17 protein-coding genes and 1 pseudogene are annotated in these 17,871 nt (G+C 62.2%); 11 read left to right on the top strand and 7 right to left on the bottom strand.

The window, feature by feature from the left end; translation table 11 throughout:
• Nucleotides 1-36 precede the first annotated feature (36 nt).
• From NMG46_RS13650 to NMG46_RS13615, 8 genes are all read left to right on the top strand, one after another.
• Nucleotides 37-948 carry a fatty acid desaturase family protein gene (locus NMG46_RS13650; RefSeq protein WP_254818169.1) on the top strand — a complete coding sequence of 304 codons (912 nt, stop codon included), beginning with the start codon at nt 37-39 and terminating at the stop codon, nt 946-948.
• A 234-nt stretch (nt 949-1,182) separates the two neighbouring features.
• Complete coding sequence (locus NMG46_RS13645; protein ID WP_254818168.1) at nt 1,183-1,485, top strand: virulence factor; 303 nt, start codon at nt 1,183-1,185, stop codon at nt 1,483-1,485.
• A complete protein-coding gene (locus NMG46_RS13640) occupies nt 1,478-2,101 on the top strand; it encodes a methylenetetrahydrofolate reductase C-terminal domain-containing protein (RefSeq protein ID WP_254818167.1) in 624 nt (207 codons plus the stop codon). The genes NMG46_RS13645 and NMG46_RS13640 overlap by 8 nt, the downstream gene beginning before the upstream one ends.
• Entirely contained in the window at nt 2,098-3,189 is a 1,092-nt protein-coding gene (locus NMG46_RS13635) for a methylenetetrahydrofolate reductase (protein ID WP_254818166.1), read from the top strand. The genes NMG46_RS13640 and NMG46_RS13635 overlap by 4 nt, the downstream gene beginning before the upstream one ends.
• A gap of 80 nt (nt 3,190-3,269) precedes the next feature.
• On the top strand, nt 3,270-4,244 hold the full coding sequence (locus NMG46_RS13630) for a methyltetrahydrofolate cobalamin methyltransferase (protein ID WP_023676516.1): 975 nt from the start codon (nt 3,270-3,272) through the stop codon (nt 4,242-4,244).
• A gap of 113 nt (nt 4,245-4,357) precedes the next feature.
• Entirely contained in the window at nt 4,358-6,427 is a 2,070-nt protein-coding gene (locus NMG46_RS13625; protein ID WP_254818165.1) for an ASKHA domain-containing protein, read from the top strand.
• Nucleotides 6,428-6,615: 188 nt separating this feature from the next.
• On the top strand, nt 6,616-6,798 hold the full coding sequence (locus NMG46_RS13620; protein WP_023676518.1) for a hypothetical protein: 183 nt from the start codon (nt 6,616-6,618) through the stop codon (nt 6,796-6,798).
• 269 nt (nt 6,799-7,067) lie between these two features.
• Nucleotides 7,068-8,051 carry an alpha/beta hydrolase gene (locus NMG46_RS13615; protein ID WP_254818164.1) on the top strand — a complete coding sequence of 328 codons (984 nt, stop codon included), beginning with the start codon at nt 7,068-7,070 and terminating at the stop codon, nt 8,049-8,051.
• A gap of 6 nt (nt 8,052-8,057) precedes the next feature.
• Here NMG46_RS13615 and NMG46_RS13610 read toward each other — a convergent pair whose 3' ends face one another.
• Complete coding sequence (locus tag NMG46_RS13610) at nt 8,058-8,957, bottom strand: LysR substrate-binding domain-containing protein (RefSeq protein ID WP_254818163.1); 900 nt, start codon at nt 8,955-8,957, stop codon at nt 8,058-8,060.
• Between the two features lie 230 nt (nt 8,958-9,187).
• Here NMG46_RS13610 and NMG46_RS13605 point away from each other — a divergent pair, with 230 nt between their 5' ends.
• The 3 genes from NMG46_RS13605 (at nt 9,188) to NMG46_RS13600 (ending at nt 11,131) form a co-directional block, all read left to right on the top strand.
• Entirely contained in the window at nt 9,188-9,373 is a 186-nt protein-coding gene (locus NMG46_RS13605; protein WP_023719925.1) for a hypothetical protein, read from the top strand.
• 337 nt (nt 9,374-9,710) lie between these two features.
• Complete coding sequence (locus tag NMG46_RS29695) at nt 9,711-9,845, top strand: hypothetical protein (RefSeq protein ID WP_013894968.1); 135 nt, start codon at nt 9,711-9,713, stop codon at nt 9,843-9,845.
• A 347-nt stretch (nt 9,846-10,192) separates the two neighbouring features.
• Complete coding sequence (locus NMG46_RS13600) at nt 10,193-11,131, top strand: GlxA family transcriptional regulator (RefSeq protein ID WP_302895626.1); 939 nt, start codon at nt 10,193-10,195, stop codon at nt 11,129-11,131.
• Nucleotides 11,132-11,162: 31 nt separating this feature from the next.
• On the opposite strand, the gene NMG46_RS13595 is transcribed toward NMG46_RS13600, so the two are convergent.
• The 6 genes and pseudogenes from NMG46_RS13595 to NMG46_RS13570 form a co-directional block, all read right to left on the bottom strand.
• Nucleotides 11,163-11,948: an ABC transporter ATP-binding protein gene (locus NMG46_RS13595; RefSeq protein ID WP_254818161.1), complete on the bottom strand. Its 786-nt coding sequence runs from the start codon at nt 11,946-11,948 to the stop codon at nt 11,163-11,165.
• Nucleotides 11,945-12,677, bottom strand: a pseudogene (locus tag NMG46_RS13590) (ABC transporter permease). Before NMG46_RS13590 ends, NMG46_RS13595 begins: the two are co-directional and overlap by 4 nt.
• A gap of 71 nt (nt 12,678-12,748) precedes the next feature.
• Entirely contained in the window at nt 12,749-13,699 is a 951-nt protein-coding gene (locus NMG46_RS13585; protein WP_254818160.1) for an ABC transporter substrate-binding protein, read from the bottom strand.
• 112 nt (nt 13,700-13,811) lie between these two features.
• Nucleotides 13,812-14,660 (bottom strand): DUF1194 domain-containing protein, encoded by an 849-nt coding sequence (locus NMG46_RS13580; RefSeq protein WP_254818159.1) that lies wholly within the window; start codon nt 14,658-14,660, stop codon nt 13,812-13,814.
• A gap of 93 nt (nt 14,661-14,753) precedes the next feature.
• A complete protein-coding gene (locus NMG46_RS13575) occupies nt 14,754-17,315 on the bottom strand; it encodes an FAD-dependent oxidoreductase (RefSeq protein ID WP_254818158.1) in 2,562 nt (853 codons plus the stop codon).
• Between the two features lie 268 nt (nt 17,316-17,583).
• Nucleotides 17,584-17,847 carry a hypothetical protein gene (locus tag NMG46_RS13570; protein ID WP_254818157.1) on the bottom strand — a complete coding sequence of 88 codons (264 nt, stop codon included), beginning with the start codon at nt 17,845-17,847 and terminating at the stop codon, nt 17,584-17,586.
• Nucleotides 17,848-17,871: the final 24 nt, after the last annotated feature.

The following is a 17,871-nucleotide window of genomic DNA, read 5'->3' as shown; positions in this document are numbered from 1 at the left end:
ATTTACCGGATGCCCACCTGCCACTAACATTGCATCGTGAGCGACATCGACCACCGCACCATCATTGCCGCCCTTTCGGTCGAGGACCGTCGCGACCTCACCGCCAGGCTTGACCGGCCAGGCATTGTCCGGCTGGCCGTCCATGGCGGGCTGGTTATTCTGCTGGGCGCGCTGATCGCCGCCCGCATCCCGCTCTGGCCGCTTCTCGTCTTGCCGCAGGGAATCCTGATCGTCTTCTGCTTCACGCCGTTGCACGAGACCATCCATGAAACGGCGTTCAGGACGGCGTGGCTCAATCGCGCTGTTGCCGCCATGGCCGGCTTCCTGATCCTGCTGCCGCCGGCATGGTTCCGCTATTTCCATTTCGCCCATCACCGCCATACGCACGACCCGGAAAACGACCCCGAACTGATGGCGCCGAAGCCGGAGACCGTCAGCCAATATCTGCGCTATCTGTCGGGCGGCCCCTATTGGATCGCCATGGGCCGCGTGGTCGCAACCAATGCGGCTGGCCGCAATCGCGACGGCTTCGTACCGGAAAAGAGTCGCGGCAAGGTGGTTGCCGAAGCACGGCTGTTCCTGATCGGTTATGCGGTGTTGCTGGCCGCATCTCTCGCCATACAGTCGGCGCTGCTGTTGTGGGTCTGGATCGTGCCGGTGCTGGTAGGACAGCCGTTTTTGCGGGCCTACCTGCTGGCCGAGCACGCGTTGTGCCCGCATGTCGCCAACATGCTCGAGAACACCCGCACCACCTTCACCAACAGGCTGGTGCGCTTCGTGGCCTGGAACATGCCTTACCATTCGGAGCACCATTCCTATCCGGCCGTTCCCTTCCACCGCCTGCCGCGCTTCCATGAGATCGTCGCGGAGCATCTAGGCACGACCGAACGAGGTTACGTGCGTTTCCACAGGAAGCTGGTCGGCAGCTTCGATGGCCGCGCCGGCTGACCTGTGCTGAAAGACTCCGCTTTCAACCGCGGCAGTCGATTGCGTCGCTTTTGAAGGCCCCCGCGTCGTCCCATAACAAGCAGCCCAACAGCGCTTCCGGCAATGCTCGAAACCACTGCATTGGCCCAAAACATCGGAATCGATCTTCGGAGGGCACGATGCAGCGAAGTTAGGTGGTAGAGCATCGTTTGTGCGTTCGATTGGACGCGCGGCGCTCTGCAGGAGCAGGAATTCATGGCCGATCTGATCGTCGTCTACTGGCGCGACATTCCCGCCCAGGTCATCGTCAAAAAGGGCCGGCAGAACGCCAAGCGCGAACTGCCGCTGCGCTTCACCGAGGCGATCGACATGTGCGCCATGCGCACCGGCGCCGGCGGCACCGACGACTATCTTGCCGAATGGCGCAAGGCAGAACCCATCCCAGTCGGTGACGATCTTGAAGCCGAGGCCGAGAAGGCTCTTCAGGAAATCGATGCGAAATACGACCGTGAGCGGCTGGTCGCTCTGGTCAAGGCGGGCGGCAAAGAAAATGTCTGATCCCCAATTAATGCCGGTGACGACGGCTCAGACCGGCCTGACCCAGGCGACCATCGTCAGGAAGGCGGCGCCGAAATCCGACTACAAGCCGGCCGACGTGTCGCCGCAGCGGCGCGTGCAGCGTTCGTTTGCAGTGCGGCTTTGGTCGGTCCGGCATTCGCGGTTGCTCGAATGGTTTTACGCCAAATTCGCCGACATGTTTCTGCTCCTCCACCCGCTTTGGAAGGGCATCGGCTACAGCCGCGTCGAAGGACCGGTGAAATTCGTCGAAAAGCGCGTCAAGGGTTTCATGTTCGACTGCCGCATGTGCGGCCAGTGCATCCTTTCCTCGACCGGCATGTCGTGCCCGATGAACTGCCCCAAGCAATTGCGCAACGGCCCTTGTGGCGGTGTCCGCGCCAACGGCAATTGCGAGGTCGAGCCTGATATGCCCTGCGTCTGGGTTAAGGCCTGGGAAGGCTCGCGGGACATGGTGCATGGCGACAAGATTTTTGACGTGCAGAAACCGGTCGACCAATCGTTGCGCGAGACCTCCGCGTGGCTGCGCGTCACCGCGCAGGCGGCGGCCGCCCGCGATGCGGCCCGGAACACTACCAACACTGGAGCGTCGGCATGATTGGCCGCCAGCCCGACGAGAATCCGGCCGGCATCCATTTGCCGCTCGATCCCCTGCCCGGCCACACCTCACGTGGTCGCCTGGAGCGCGTATTGAGACGCGGCGAATTCGCAGTGACGACCGAGCTCAATCCGCCCGACAGCGCCGATCCGGAAGACGTCTACAACCGCGCCAGGATTTTCGATGGCTGGGTCGACGCCATCAATGCCGTCGACGCTTCCGGCGCCAACTGCCACATGTCGTCGGTCGGCATCTGCGCCCTCCTGACCCGCATGGGCTATGCCCCGATCATGCAGATCGCCTGCCGCGACCGGAACCGCATCGCCATCCAGGGCGACGTGCTTGGGGGTGCTGCGATGGGTGTCGCCAATATGCTCTGCCTGACCGGCGACGGCGTGCAGGCCGGCGACCAGCCCGGCGCCAAGCCGGTGTTCGATCTCGACTGCATGTCGCTGCTCGAAACCTGCCGTATCATGCGCGACAACGGAAAATTCCTGTCCGGCCGCAAATTGACGACCCCGCCGCAGCTTTTCCTTGGCGCGGCCATCAACCCGTTCGCGCCGCCGATCGATTTCCGGCCCTATCGGCTTGGCAAGAAGATCGCCGCCGGCGCGCAGTTCGTGCAGAGCCAGTACTGTTTCGACGTGCCGATGTTCCGTACCTACATGCAGAAGGTCCGCGACCTCGGTTATACCGATAAATGCTTCATCCTGTGCGGCGTCGGGCCGCTGGCCTCGGCCAAGACGGCCAAATGGATCCGCTCCAACGTGCCGGGCATTCACATTCCCGATCAGATCGTCAAGCGCCTGGAAGGCGCTCAGGATCAGAAGAAGGAAGGCAAGCAGCTCTGCATCGACATCATCAATGAGGTGAAGGAAATTCCCGGTGTGTCCGGCGTCCATGTGATGGCCTATCGCCAGGAAGAATACGTCGCCGAGATCGTCGACGAATCCGGCGTGCTGAAGGGCCGCCGACCATGGAAGCGCGAAATCCGCCGCGACGACCAGCTCGTTGCCGACCGGCTCGACCACATACTGCATGACGACCTCACCGAAACCCAGGTCGACATGGTCAAAACCGCGCATTGACAGCGCGAATCGTCAGCATTCGCTTGATCAGAAACAGATAACGATATAAAGAACTCTTTATATCACGATGGAGAGATTTCATGACCCGCACCATCGTCGCCTCGGCGACACGAGAAATCATCATCGGCTTCGATCAGCCCTTCTGCGTGATCGGCGAGCGCATCAATCCGACCGGCCGCAAAAAGCTGGCCGCCGAAATGATCGCCGGCAATTTTGAGACCGTCATCAAGGATGCGCTGGAGCAGGCCGCCTGCGGCGCGACCATGCTCGACGTCAATGCCGGCGTTACCGCAGTCGATCCCAACGCCACTGAGCCGGCGCTGCTGGTGCAGACGCTGGAGATCGTGCAGGGCCTGGTCGATCTGCCGCTGTCGATCGACTCCTCGGTGACCGCCGCGATCGAAGCGGCGCTGAAGGTCGCCAAGGGCCGGCCGCTGGTCAATTCCGTCACCGGCGAGGAGGAAAAGCTCGAAGCCATCCTGCCGCTGATCAAGAAATACAACGTTCCGGTCGTCGCCATTTCTAACGACGAGACCGGTATTTCGATGGACCCCGATGTGCGCTTTGCCGTCGCCAAGAAGATCGTTCAGCGCTGTGCCGACTTCGGCATTCCGGCGCATGACGTGGTCGTCGACCCGCTGGTCATGCCGATCGGCGCGCTGGGCGATGCCGGCCGCCAAGTGTTTGCCCTGCTACGCCGGCTGCGCGAGGAGCTCAAGGTCAACACCACCTGCGGCCTCTCCAACATCTCGTTCGGCCTGCCGCACCGTCATGGCATCAACGCCGCCTTCATCCCGATGGTGATCGGCGCCGGCATGACCTCGGCGATTATGAACCCGGTGCGGCCGCAGGAAATGGAAGCGGTGCGCGGCGCCAACGTGCTGAACGGCACCGACGAGAACTGCACCAACTGGATCAGGACCTACAAGGACTACAAGCCTGCTGAAGGCGGCCAGGCCGTTGCCGCCCGGACGCAGGTCAACGCGCCGGGCGATGGCAATGGCAATGGCGGACGCAGGCGCGGCGGCCGCGAAGCGCGGATGGCCCGGGGTTGAGCCATGGCTTGGCCGACACGATATGGGTTTACGACTGGGGAGGAACCGAAACACAGCGGCATCGCTGCCGTGGCCAAGACCCGAGCAGCGTAGAAAGTAAAGTCTGGAAACGAATGAACTCTCCCGTCAACATCACTGATCCGCTCGTGCTGTTCATGCCGTCGGGCAAGCGCGGGCGGTTTCCGGTCGGCACGCCGGTTCTGGATGCCGCGCGCCAGCTTGGTGTCTACGTCGAGAGCGTGTGCGGCGGGCGTGCCACTTGCGGGCGTTGCCAGATCGAGGTGCAGGAAGGCAATTTCGCCAAGCACAAGATCGTCTCCTCCAACGATCACCTCTCGCCCAAGGGCGCCAAGGAAGAGCGCTACGAGCGCGTTCGCGGGCTCCCCGAGCGGCGCCGCCTGTCCTGCTCGGCACAGATCCTCGGCGATCTCGTCGTCGACGTGCCGCAGGACACCGTTATTAACGCGCAGACTATCCGCAAGGACGCCGATACCAGGGTCATCGCCCGCGATGCGGCTATCCGCATGTGCTATGTCGAGATCGAAGAACCCGACATGCACAAGCCGCTCGGCGACCTCGACCGTCTGAAGATCGCGCTGATGAAGGACTGGGGCCTTAAGAGCCTCGATTTCGATTTCCATCTGTTGCCGCAGGTGCAAGGCATTTTGCGCAAAGGCAACTGGACCGCGACGGCCGCCATCCACAAGGACACCGACAGCGAGACCGCGCGGGTCATCGCTCTGTGGCCTGGCCTGAAGAACGAGGCGTACGGGCTTGCCTGCGATATCGGCTCGACCACGATCGCCATGCATCTGGTGTCGTTGCTGTCGGGTCGGGTCGCCGCCTCATCGGGCACCTCCAATCCGCAGATCCGCTTCGGCGAGGATCTGATGAGCCGCGTCTCTTACGTGATGATGAACCCGGACGGCCGCGAAGGCATGACGGTCGCCGTGCGCGAGGCCATTTCGGGCCTCGTCGACAAGGTCTGCGCCGAAGGCAACGTCCAGCGTAACGATATCCTGGATTCCGTTTTCGTCGGTAATCCGATCATGCATCATCTGTTTCTCGGCATCGATCCGACCGAGCTCGGCGGCGCTCCCTTCGCGCTAGCCGTCTCCGGCGCCGTGCACATCAAGGCATCGGATATCGGCTTGAAACTCAACCAGGGCGCCAGGCTTTACATGCTGCCTTGCATTGCCGGCCATGTCGGCGCTGATGCGGCTGCAGTGACGCTGTCGGAAGGCCCCCACCGGCAGGACGAGATGATGCTGATCGTCGATGTCGGTACCAATGCCGAGATCGTGCTCGGCAATCGCCAGCGGGTCGTGGCGGCCTCCTCGCCAACCGGCCCAGCCTTCGAGGGTGCGGAAATCTCCGGTGGCCAGCGCGCCGCACCGGGTGCAATCGAGCGCGTCCGTATCGATCCCGAAACGCTGGAGCCGAAATACCGCGTCATCGGCTCGGAACTCTGGTCCGACGAGCCGGGCTTCCTCGACAGTGTGCAGGCGACCGGCGTCACTGGTATTTGCGGCTCCGGCATCATCGAGGTGGTCGCCGAGATGTACCTCGCCGGCATCATTTCCGAGGACGGCGTCGTCGATGGATCGCTGAGCGGCCACTCGCCTCGCGTCGTCGCCAATGGCCGCACCTTCTCCTATGTGCTGAAGGAAGGCGAGCCCAAGATCACCATTACCCAGACCGACGTGCGCGCCATCCAGCTTGCCAAGGCGGCGCTTTATGCCGGCACCAAGCTTTTGATGGAAAAGCAGCACACCGATCACGTCGACCGCATCCACTTCGCGGGCGCCTTCGGCTCGTTCATAGACCCGAAATACGCAATGGTGCTGGGCCTGATCCCGGATTGCGACCTCGACAAGGTCTCGGCCGTCGGCAATGCGGCCGGCGCCGGTGCCCGCATGGCGCTCTTGAACCGCGGCTATCGCCGCGAGATCGAGGAAACCGTCAGCAGGATCGAGAAGATCGAGACGGCGCTGGAGCCGAAATTCCAGGAACATTTCGTTTATGCCATGGCGCTCCCGAACAAGATCGACCCGTTCCCCAAGCTGTCGGCGGCGGTGAAACTGCCGCCGCGCAAGACGGTGAGCGAAGACGGCATTGCCGGCGACGCCGCCCCGCGGCGCCGTTCGCGCGAAGGCCACGCCGCGCGGCGCGGGCGGGGATGACTTGCCTCCGCTAGGCTGTCAGCCTTTCCATTTTTCATTTGTATGCAAATGTTTCCAGATCGCGCCGATCTGGAAACGAAATCGCGTTTTCGTGAAATCCGCCAGATACATGTGCGGAGCATTTAACCGGCATCGAACGGCAGGCAGAAACAGTTTTCGGCCACCGCAACGCTCCAAAGGAGATCAAGATGTCGATGTTCGAAAGCCTCGGCCGCTATGGTGCGGCCTTCAAGAAAACACGTGAAGCGCGCAAGTCGCTGCGCATCCTCAATAGCTTGCCGCCTGAGATCCAGAAGGACATTGGCTGGCCGGTGTCGCCGCGTTCGAGCGAAAGGCAGCTTTCGGTGGGCTGGGGCATGCAGCGCGGATGAACTTCACCGACAAATGCAAGCTGCTTGGTATTCGCCGGGGCCGCAATGCGGCTCCGGCTGCACCCAGCAATTGGCTGCGCGCCGCACTGCCGCCGCGGCGCTGAGCTGCCCAGGTGGGCTGGCGACTTCATGGACCTGAGGCTTTATCGCCAGCTGGAGTCAAACCACCGTGTTGAGATTGCATAAATATTGACTTTTTTGGTGGCGACACAATCTTCAAAATAGTCGGGGGTTCTCTTAGTCGGCTCAGCCGAAGTCCGTGTATCTGCATGCCCAGTCTCAAAAGCCACGTCGTTTCGTTCGTGCTCAGGTACAGCCGTAAGAAGGCGTTTTCCAGCCCGGAGAACCTGCAGCGCTGGATCGCCTATGCGCGCAAGACGGAAAACCATCGGCCGCCTGCGTCGCTGCGGTCGCGCCTGGAGATCACAACCCGCACGATCAACGGCTTTCCCGTCTACGAGATCGCGCCCAAGGCTGGTGAGCGGAGGCGGATTCTCTACCTGCACGGCGGCGCTTACGTCTTTGAAATCACCCCCTATCATTGGCGGCTGATCGCCGACATGGCCGACCGCCTCGGGTTCGGTATCACCGTGCCGATCTATCCCATTGCTCCCGAACACGATTTCCACGCGATGTTCGGTATGGTCGGCGCCGTCTACCGCCAGATGTTCGGCGAAACCAGGGCAAATGACATCATCTTCATGGGCGATTCCGCCGGCGGAAACATGGCTGTCGTGCTGACCATGATGGCTGCGCAAGACGGCCTGCCCTTGCCATCACGCCACGTGCTGATTTCGCCCGGCCTCGACGTATCGCTCGCCAACCCAGAAATGTATGAGGCTGAACGCAACGATCCATGGCTGGGCATTGCCGGCGGCCGCGAGGCGATCCGGCTTTACAGCGCCGGCATAGATCCCACCGACTGGCGCATCAGCCCGGTTTACGGCGACCTGTCGGTGCTGCCCAAAACGCTGCTGCTGACCGGTTCACGCGATCTGCTTACACCCGACAATCTGATCTTCGCGGAAAAGGCACGCGCGGCCGGCGTCGACATTGAGGTCGTCCACGAGCAAGGCATGTTCCATGTCTGGCCGTTGATCGACATGCCGGAGGCGCGACGCGCGCGGGACAGCATCGTTACGTTCTTGACCAACGAAACTGGCAGTTATCATGCCAAGGCAGGAGAGTTGTCGCTGCAAAGGGAAGACCGCGACGGAACCCCTCGCGATCTGGTTGCGCCGCTCAGGTCATAGTTTGGCTCAGAACTTCCCAGTTTCCCTGAACATCTCAAACGTCGCGCGGATATGGTCGGCGACTGCCTTCACCGGCGCGCTGGCGTCCGGCGTCACCACCATGGCGAGGTTGTAGGTGCCGATGTCTGGCATGCCGTCCTTCGGGCACAGCTCGACCATATCACTGCCGAGGAACGATTTCGGCAGCGGCGCGACTGCAAGATCCGCCATGATCGCGGCGCGCTGGCCGGCCGTGTGCGCGCTCATATAGGCGATACGGTAGTTGCGGCCCTCGCGGCCAAGCGCCTCCAATGCACCCGCCCGCCAGGCGCAGCCTTCTTCCCACAAGGAGACCGGCAGCGGCTCGCGCAGATGCGCACAGCCCCCCTTGGCACCGGCCCAGACGATATGCTCGGTGAGCAGTACTTCGGCGCCGATCGCGCTGGTCTTGTATGAGTTGGTGAGCAGCGTGATGTCGAGTGCCCGATCGTCCATGCGACGGCGCAGGTTGACGCTCTGGTCGATGGTGACGTCGACCGCGATGGAAGGATGCGACTGTGCGAATCGCTTCAGCACATGCGGCAGCACACGTTCGCCATAATCGTCCGGCGAGCCGAGCCGCACCACCCCGACAATGTCTGGAATGATGAACTTCGACACCACCTCGCGATTGATCGACAGCAGCCGGCGCGCATAGCCGAGCAACATCTCGCCATCAGTGGTCAGCGTCACCGAACGGGCGTCGCGCGCGAACACCGAGCGGCCGAGAATGTCCTCCAGCTTCTTGATCTGCATGGAGACGGCCGACGGCGTGCGGAAGACCGCATTGGCCGCAGTGGTGAAGCTGCCGGTCTCGGCGATTGCGACGAAAGTGCGCAGAACGTCGAGATCGAGCAGCGGCAGCGGATGATTGAGTGGGGCGTTCATGGCAAGCGACCTTCAATTTTTCTGATGCAAACCATCATTCCATTTCGTTTGATTGAACATCAGTTTGGGAGGATAGTCAACTCCATCGAAGGCAGGACGCATCGAAGTGGTCCCGAAACAACCATGACACGGACCTGCAATCGACACGAAATGAAGCTGAAACAAACCCGGTGTACCGCCTGACGCTGCAAGCGCCGGGACAATCCCGGCCCAACGCGAAGGAGAATGAGATGTCTATCCTGTCATCCATCGGTCGGATCGCGACCGAGTTCAGCGAGGCCCGTGCCCGCTACCAGACGGAACGCGCCATCCGCGCGCTGCCGATTGAACTGCAGAAGGATATCGGCTGGCCCGAAGCTGCCGATGCCAAGACCGGCACTCGCCATGGTGTAGGATCTTGGGCTGGAGCAAAGTAAACCGTGTGTATCAATAGCTGAAGGCCTGCCGCGCAGATCAGCCCGGCAGGCCTTTTTGTTTATATTCAAAAATGATTTTCCCGAGCCATGTCGCCGTCGCATGCCGCATATGAGCAAGTCGCATAGCAGCCCGCACTGGCAATCAACACATTGTAAATAATCGAAAATCCTGGGCAGGTTGCCCAAATTTGTCGCATTCCGTGTCGCTTTTCATATCAAGTGCTTCGCTTTTGCGATTTAGTTTCCCCTCACGTAAGCCTATATCATCATCAACAAACGAGCTGCCCCACTCCATCAAGCGAAGGCGACCCGTCTGAGCAACCGAATGGAGATGATCATGAAGCTTTTTGCCCGCCTCTTTGCCCGCCGCGAAATGAACCTGACGACCGCGCTCGAGCGCCAGCGCCTGGCCAACACCATGCCCGGCCAGACCGGGGCCATGGCTGCCGCGCGCCTCGGCTTCGTCGCCTGAGGCAGCAATCCTGGCGGAAGCAGCCCAGCGCTGCTTCGAAGTCGATCCAGCGCCGCCTCGGTTTTGCCGAGGCGGCGTTTTCGTGTGCGCAGACTGCGTAGGCTCGTTGGTCGATCCGGCGGCCTGTCACGTCCTTCGCCGCACAGCGATTGCCCATTTGCGACCCATGTCGCAAATAAAGTCGCTCCGTTGCCATCTAGCCGATTGACAGGAAACGTTTTTCCTGATGTCGCTATGCTGATCGCGACATCCTGTTCGCGCCATTGCAGCGTGAGGATCTACCCGTGAACGTCGTAAAGCACCCGATCCGGCGATCGTTCGTATTCTTCCTGGTCCCCGATTTCACCATGATCGCCTTCGCAACGGCGCTCGATCCGTTGCGTTCGGCCAACCGCATGCTCGGCTATGAAGCCTATCGCTGGCGGCTCGCCAGCATCGACGGAAAGCCGGTGCGCGCCTCGAACGGCGTCGAATGCGCCGTCAACACCTCGCTGGAGGAAGAGCGCAAGAAGATGTCCGGACCGGACCGGCCGAACATGGCCATCGTCTGCAGCGGCATCAATGTCGAGCGCTACCAGAACAAATCGGCCTTTGCCTGGTTGCGCGAGGAGTACAATCGCGGCGTTGCCGTCGGCGGCCTGTGCACCGGCGCGCATATCCTGGCCGCAGCAGGCCTGTTGTCCAACAAGCGCTGCGCCATCCATTGGGAGAACCTGCCGGGCTTTTCCGAGGCGTTCCCCAAGGCCAATGTCTTCGCCGACCTCTTCGAGATCGACCAGAACATCTACACCTGCGCCGGCGGCACCGCCGCTCTCGATATGATGCTGAAGCTGATCGGCGACGATTTCGACGAGAGCCTCGTCAACCGCGTCTGCGAGCAGGTGCTGACCGATCGCGTGCGCAGCCCGACCGACCGCCAGCGCCTGCCGCTGCGCGCGCGCCTTGGCGTGCAGAATTCCAAGGTGCTGACCATTATCGAGCTGATGGAAGCCAATCTCTCCGAGCCGCTCTCGCTGATCGAGATCGCTGACCATGTCGACCTGTCGCGCCGGCAGATTGAGCGCCTGTTCCGCACCGAGATGGGGCGCTCCCCTGCCCGTTACTATCTGGAGATCCGCCTCGACCGCGCCCGGCACCTGCTGATCCAGTCGTCGTTGCCGGTGGTCGAAGTGGCAGTCGCCTGCGGCTTTGTTTCCGCCTCGCATTTCTCCAAATGCTATCGCGAGTTGTACGCCCGCTCGCCGCAACAGGAACGCGTCGACCGCAAGCAGCTTCTGGCGGCTTGATCGGGCCATCGGCTGAACGAAGCCCGCCGAGTCAATGCACTTCGGCCGTGCGTATCGCCTCGACGCGGATGTCTTCCGTCAGCCGCGCCTTCAGTGCCGAAAACTCCGGGCTGGTCTTCAGCGTGTAGTGGCGCGGATGCGGCAGGTCGACGGCAACGTCCGACTTGATGCGGCCGGGGCGCGTCGTCATCACCACCACGCGCGACGCCATGAAGATCGCCTCCTCGATGTCATGGGTGACGAACAGCACCGTTTTTTGCCGGCGCTCCCATATGCCGAGAAGCAGCTCCTGCATCAGCCCTCGGGTCTGGTTGTCGAGTGCTCCGAACGGCTCGTCGAGCAGCAGGATCTCCGGATCGTTGGCCAGTGCCCTGGCAATCGCGGTGCGCTGCTGCATGCCGCCGGAAAGCTGCTTCGGCCAATGGTTTTCAAAACCTCTCAGCCCGACGAGATCGACGTAAGAAGCGACGATTTCGTTGCGCTCGTGCTCGGCCATTCCACGTTCGCGCAGGCCGAAGCCGATGTTCTCGGCGACCGTCAGCCACGGAAACAGCGTATAGGACTGGAAAACCATGCCGCGGTCTGGACCGGGCCGGTCCACCACCCTGCCGTCGAGCATAACACGTCCCCCACTCGGCGCTTCGAGGCCGGCGACGATCCTGAGCAGCGTCGACTTTCCACAGCCGGAGGGCCCCAGGATGGTGATGAAGTCGTTGGCGGCGACCGCCAGATCGATCGGCATCAGCGCCTTGACCGGCTGCCCACCGCCTACACCGGCGAAGGTGCGCGAGACGCCTTCGATGACCAGCTTGCTCACGCCAGGCTCCATGGAAACAGCCAACGGTTGAGCGCCTTGAAGGCGAAATCGGACAACAGCCCGATCAGGCCGATGACGATGATGCCGAAGATGATCTGCCCTGTCGCCAGCCGCGACTGGCTGTTGATGATCATGTAGCCGATGCCCGACGACGAGCCGATCAGCTCGGCGACGATGACATAGGTCCAGGCCCAGCCGAGCACCAGCCGCAGGGTCTCGGCAATCTCCGGCGCATTGGCCGGCATGATCACGCGCCGCACGATGCCGTTGTCGCCGTGTGCCGCCTACCTTGACCGCGATGATGATCTGGAACACCGAGCCGACGAAGATCACCAGCAGTTTTTCGAGCTCGCCAACGCCCGCCCACAGAATGAGCAGCGGGATGAAGGCCGATGCCGGCAGATAGCGGGCGAAGGAGACGAACGGCTCCAGGAACGCCTCCACGGGCTTCCAGGCACCCATCACGATGCCAAGCGGCACGGCAACGATGGCCGCCATCAGGAACCCGCCGAAGACGCGCCAGATGGTGATAAGGATGTCGAGCCAGAAGCGGTCCTCGACCAGCAGCCGCCAACCGTCTCTCACCATCGACAGCGGATCGGCAAGGAAAATGCGATTGACGTGGCCGCCAAGCGTGATCCACGCCCAGAACGCCACGAACAGCACGAAGAACGAAATGCCGAGCACGGTTCGAATGCCCGGCGAGACCGGATGCAAGGGGCGCGGCATCTTCGACCGTCCTCTGATCGGAATGAAAAAGCGGCGGCGCACGCGCCGCCGCCGGGCGACAATCCTGCCGGTTAGTCGGCGACGGCGCTGGTGTCGGCCAATGTCGATACGTCGGGCGCTTCCTTGATCAACCCCATCTGCAGCAGAAGCTCGCCGGCGGTCTTGGAAAAGTCCTGGAATTCCTTGGTGAAGAACTGCTTGTTTTCAGCCTTGTCGGCCCATTTCAGGTATTTTGCCGACTCTTCGAATTCCTTGGCCGACTGCTTCACGTCGGCGCCCATCGTCTCATAGGATTTCGCCGGGTCGCTCTTTATCAGGTCAAGTGCCTCGAAATAGCTGTCGGCAAGCGCCTTGGCCGCATCCGGATTGGCCTTGAGGAACTCCGGCGTGCAGCCGACCGTGTCGAGCACCATCGGATAATCGAGAGTGGTCACAAGGATATGGCCCTGGTCGGACTTTTCGCGCACCGCCGAGATGAACGGCTCATAGGTGACCGCCGCATCGTTCTGTCCGGCGAGAAACGCCTGCGCCGCCGCGTCCGGCTCCAGGTTGACGACCGTCACGTCCTTGGTCGACATGCCGTTCTTGTTGAGCACCCAGGCCAGCATGAAATAGGGCGACGTGCCCGGCGCCGAGGACGCGACCGACTTACCCTTGAGATCGGCGACGGTCTTGATGTCGTTGCGGGCGACGATGCCGTCGGCGCCGTAGGACTTGTCGAGCTGGAATATCTGCTTGGTCGTCACGCCGTTAGCGTTCCAGACCAGCCAGGTCTCGACCGTAGTGGCGGCGCATTGCAGGTCGCCGCTGGCGATGGCGAGGGGCCGGCTGGCTTGCGGCACCTTCTTCAAGGTGACGTCGAGGCCGTGCTTTTCGAAGATGCCGGCCTGCTTGGCGAGCGTCAGCGGCGCAAAGCCGGTCCATCCGCTGATGCCGATGCTAACCGATGTAGCGGCGGTGGCCGGCACGGACAATCCGACGGCAAGCGTCAAGCTTGCTGCAAGAATTCCGATCCTGTTCATGTCGGTTCCCCTTTTTTGTTCGGATGGAGAATTGTGTCACAGACGCGCACAGGCTTGTCAATGAAGCAGATGCTGCACTGCGGTATGTCATCACCGGCAGCAAACTTCGCCATTAGCGGGTGTTGTACATCCAGCTGCGGTCGCGCCACATTTTTTCGCCGACCAGGCAGTCGGTGACGGGGATGTCCTGTGCCAGCACCAATGGCGGATGCGCCGCCTCTTCCGCCGCTCGCCGCGGCGAGGCCGGACCGGCAAGCTCCAGCACCAGCTTGCGGCGGATGGCCTCCGGAAACTGCGTCCAGTCATTGACCGGGATCATGAAGGAGCCCGGCCCGCCGATGACGCAGTCGCTGTAGTAGCGGTCGAGATTGTTGACATCGTAGGCGCTGGTGAACCCGCCCCTGGTCATCAGCGGCAGGCCGTTGACGGTGATGCCTTGCTTGATCACGGCGTCGCGGGTGATATCGACAGGTGCGCCCTGGTTGTTGGGGCCGTCACCCGAAATGTCGATCACCCGCTTGACGCCCTGGAAGCCGCTTTCGGCAAAGAGATCGCTGGCGAATTCCAGCGCGCCGGAGATCGAGGTGCGCCTGGCACTGGCCGGCGGATGAGCGGAAAGCTGCGCTGCCAGCCGCTCGGCGTCGGCACGATTGGCGATCACCGTCCACGGCACGACGACCTGCTGCCAGGTCGCGCCAGCCCATTCGACATACGTGACGGCAATCTTGCCATGAGCGCCTTCGCCGATTGCCTGCAGCACATCGTCGTGCGTCAGCGCCGCCGCATAGCCATGACGCTGGATTTCGAGCTCGTCGGGCGACATGGACAGCGAAACGTCGACTGCCAGCACCAGTTCGACATCGACCGCCTCGGCGGCGCGGGAGTTTGCCGTTAGCCATAGCACCGACGCCAGCGCGGCGGCACCCGAGACGAAATGTCTTGCACGGGCAAAACCAGACATGCCGCACGTTAAGCGAAAATCGCCGATCGACAAAGAGAAAGCCCGGTGAAGAGCCGGGCTCATTCGGTCACATTTTTGCGACCGTCCCAATGCTTAGCTGCGCGGATTGAGGTTCTCCGGGTCGTAGAGCGGCCTGTAGCCGACGGCGGCCACTTCGACCGGGTATTTCTCGCCGAAATATTCGACGCTCAGCTTGCGGCCCTCCTGGCAATACGCCCAGGGGAGGTAGGCGAGCGCGATGTTCTTGCCGAGGGTCGGACCATAGGCCACCGAGGTCGTGAAGGAGCGGCGGCCGAGCTCGTCGACGAGCGTCTCACCGGTTTGCGGGTCCATCACCGGCATCGTGCCGACCGGATAGCGCGGAACGCCGTTGGAATCGGTATTGTCTGTCATGATAAGCGTGCAAAGCATGGCCGGCTGGTGCACCCGGGCGCGATATTCCAGATGCTTTGCCTTGCCGCAGAAATCGGCCTCCTTGACCTTCGGTCGGGCAAGGTCGGCTTCCAGCAGATTATATTCGGTCAACAGATCCGCGTTTTGCAGACGCAGGCTCTTCTCCATACGGCGGCTGTTGGCATAGGTCTCGACGCCAAAGGCCATCACGCCGGTCGACCGCAGCGCGTCCCAGACAGCGAGGCCGTCCTCGTAGCGCATGTGCAGTTCCCAGCCTTGCTCGCCGACATAGGAGATGCGGAAGGCGGTCACGTCCTTGCCGGCGATCCTGACGGGCTTGATCGCGGCAAAGGGAAAATTCTCCGGCGTCAGCCCGTCGGGGTTTTCCACGCACTTGCTCAATGTCGCCCGCGCGTTCGGACCCCAGATGCCAATGGTCACGTACTTCTCGGTCACGTCGGTGACGGTAACGTCGAAGCCTTTGTCTTCTGCCGTCCGGCGCATGTACTGGAAGTCGCGCGGCCCGGCATCAGCGCCGTCGATGACGCGGCAGCGGTCGGCCATGCGGATGACGGTCAGGTCGGCGCGCACCATGCCTGCCTCGTCGAGGAAATGGGTATAGATGCCCTTGCCGATATTGCCGTCACCGCCGATCTTTGCCGCGCACAGCCATTCCATCAGCGCGACATGGTCCGGGCCTTCGACGTCGTACATGGCGAAATGCGACAGGTTGACGATGCCGCAATCCTCGCTCATGGCGAGATGCTCGGCGTTCGAGACGCGCCAGAAGTGGCGGTTATCCCATTCGTTTCGGCGCACCGGCACCCGGTTGCCGTATTTCTCGAGCAGATGCTCGTTGGCGGCGTAGCCATGGGCGCGCTCCCAGCCGCCGAGCTCCATGAAATAGCCGCCGAGTTCCTTCTCGCGCTCCCAGAACGGCGAGCGGCGGACATTGCGGGCCTTGGAGAAGGGCTCGCGCGGATGGACCGCCGGATTGTAGACCTTCATCGCCGTTTCGGTGCAGCGGTCCCAGATGAACTGCTCTTTCGTCTGGTGCGGATAGAAGCGCGAATAGTCGATGGCGTGATGGTCGATCGCCGTGCGGCCGTCTGTCATCCAGTCGGCGATGAGCTTGCCCATGCCGGGACCGTCCTTGACCCAGATCGCCACGGCATACCAGAGGCCCCTCACCTTCTGGCTTTCGCCCATCGAAGGGCCGCCGTCCGCCGTCACCTGCAGCAGCCCGTTGAAGGAGTGGCTCTCATTGTAGCCTAGCTCGCCCAGGATCGGCGTCAGTTCCATGGCGCGCTCGAGCGGCGCCAGGATCTGCTCCATGTCGAGATCGCGTTGCGACGGCGAAAGCCGCGCCTCGTTTTTCTCGAGAATATCACGCGGATGGCAAAGGCGCGGATTGGTCTCTTCGTAATAACCCCATTCGATCTGCCCGCCTTCGGCGGTCCTGGGATCGCCGGTATCGCGCATATAGGCCGAATTACCCTGGTCGCGCAGCAGCGGCCAGCCGATCTCCTTGCCGGTGCCTGCGAACTCGGTGTACGGCCCGAAGAAGGTGAGCGGGTGGTCGATCGGCATGACCGGCAGGTCCTCGCCCGCCATCTCCGCGATCAGCCGCCCCCAGATGCCCGTGCAGACCACGACGTAGTCGGCCTGGATGGTGCCGCGGTCGGTCACCACGCCCTTGATGCGGCCGTTCTCGATGACGAGCGACCTGGCCGAGGTGTTGGCAAACGCCTTGAGTTTGCCCGAGGCTTCCGCCTGGTCGACCAGCTTGCCGGCGACTGTTTGCGAACGCGGGATGACGAGGCCGGCATCGGGATCCCACAGGCCGCCCTGTACCATCTGTTCATCGATCAGCGGGAATTTTTCCTTGATCTCGGCGGGATCGATCAGGCGGGCGCGTGTGCCGAAGGCCTTCGCCGAGGCGATCTTGCGCTTGATTTCCGCCATGCGGGCGTCGTCGCCGACGCGTGCGACCTCGAGGCCGCCGATGCGGGCGTAATGACCCATCTTTTCGTAGAAATCGATGGAATAGAGCGTCGTCCAGCACGACAGGAAATCATGGCTGGTCGTGTAGCAGAAGTCGGAGGCATGCGCCGTCGAGCCGATATCCGTCGGGATGCCCGATTTGTCGATGCCGACAATATCGTCCCATCCGCGCTCGATCAGGTGATGGGCGACCGATGCGCCGACGATGCCGCCCAGCCCGACGATGACGACCTTCGCCTTTTCCGGAAACCCTGCCATTGCCCGCGACTCCAAGATGCTATTGCGAGCAGACTATAGGTCGGCGCGGCGGCGCGCTTGCAGCCTGTTTGCGACATCGCCAAAAAAGCCCGCGCCACCAGCTCGTCGAATGCAGTTGGACCTACGCCTTCACCCTGCTCGGTACGAAAGCGCTGCTAGAGCCCGTTCTGCGCAGCTTCGAAGAAAAGTGAATACCTTCATCGCCGATTACTGGAAGTAAATAAAAGGCCGGGCGTTTGCCCGGCCTTCAAAAATCATGGCGTCGACTTTACTTGATGCGCGCGACGCCGCCCGAGATCTCGACGGTTTCCGAACCCGTCAGCGCCTCGAGGTCGCCATTCGGCAAAGTAACAAAACAGCCGCTCGGGCAAAATTCCACGGTTTCGCCGGCGGCCAGCGCCAGCTCGGTCTTGCCGCCGCCTTCCGTCACGATCAGCGTGCGGGTCTCGGCGTCCTTGTTGACCGCGCTGGCGGCATGGGCCGAACCGCCCACGGCCAGAAAAGCGATGGCGGCGACGAGAGACTTCCACATTTTGCAGTATCGGTGTTGCCACCG

This window comes from Mesorhizobium sp. LMG 17147 (assembly GCF_024297145.1).
Lineage (GTDB): Bacteria > Pseudomonadota > Alphaproteobacteria > Rhizobiales > Rhizobiaceae > Mesorhizobium.
Note: the sequence above shows the minus strand (reverse complement) of the source record. Positions and strands in the feature narration are given on the sequence as shown.

Coding starts and splice junctions, on each gene's coding strand:
- NMG46_RS13645 (WP_254818168.1), top strand. CDS start 1,183: ATGGCCGATCTGATCGTCGTCTACTGGCGCGACATTCCCGCCCAGGTC.
- NMG46_RS13640 (WP_254818167.1), top strand. CDS start 1,478: ATGTCTGATCCCCAATTAATGCCGGTGACGACGGCTCAGACCGGCCTG.
- NMG46_RS13635 (WP_254818166.1), top strand. CDS start 2,098: ATGATTGGCCGCCAGCCCGACGAGAATCCGGCCGGCATCCATTTGCCG.
- NMG46_RS13630 (WP_023676516.1), top strand. CDS start 3,270: ATGACCCGCACCATCGTCGCCTCGGCGACACGAGAAATCATCATCGGC.
- NMG46_RS13625 (WP_254818165.1), top strand. CDS start 4,358: ATGAACTCTCCCGTCAACATCACTGATCCGCTCGTGCTGTTCATGCCG.
- NMG46_RS13620 (WP_023676518.1), top strand. CDS start 6,616: ATGTCGATGTTCGAAAGCCTCGGCCGCTATGGTGCGGCCTTCAAGAAA.
- NMG46_RS13615 (WP_254818164.1), top strand. CDS start 7,068: ATGCCCAGTCTCAAAAGCCACGTCGTTTCGTTCGTGCTCAGGTACAGC.
- NMG46_RS13610 (WP_254818163.1), bottom strand. CDS start 8,957: ATGAACGCCCCACTCAATCATCCGCTGCCGCTGCTCGATCTCGACGTT.
- NMG46_RS13605 (WP_023719925.1), top strand. CDS start 9,188: ATGTCTATCCTGTCATCCATCGGTCGGATCGCGACCGAGTTCAGCGAG.
- NMG46_RS29695 (WP_013894968.1), top strand. CDS start 9,711: ATGAAGCTTTTTGCCCGCCTCTTTGCCCGCCGCGAAATGAACCTGACG.
- NMG46_RS13600 (WP_302895626.1), top strand. CDS start 10,193: ATGATCGCCTTCGCAACGGCGCTCGATCCGTTGCGTTCGGCCAACCGC.
- NMG46_RS13585 (WP_254818160.1), bottom strand. CDS start 13,699: ATGAACAGGATCGGAATTCTTGCAGCAAGCTTGACGCTTGCCGTCGGA.
- NMG46_RS13580 (WP_254818159.1), bottom strand. CDS start 14,660: ATGTCTGGTTTTGCCCGTGCAAGACATTTCGTCTCGGGTGCCGCCGCG.
- NMG46_RS13575 (WP_254818158.1), bottom strand. CDS start 17,315: ATGGCAGGGTTTCCGGAAAAGGCGAAGGTCGTCATCGTCGGGCTGGGC.
- NMG46_RS13570 (WP_254818157.1), bottom strand. CDS start 17,847: ATGTGGAAGTCTCTCGTCGCCGCCATCGCTTTTCTGGCCGTGGGCGGT.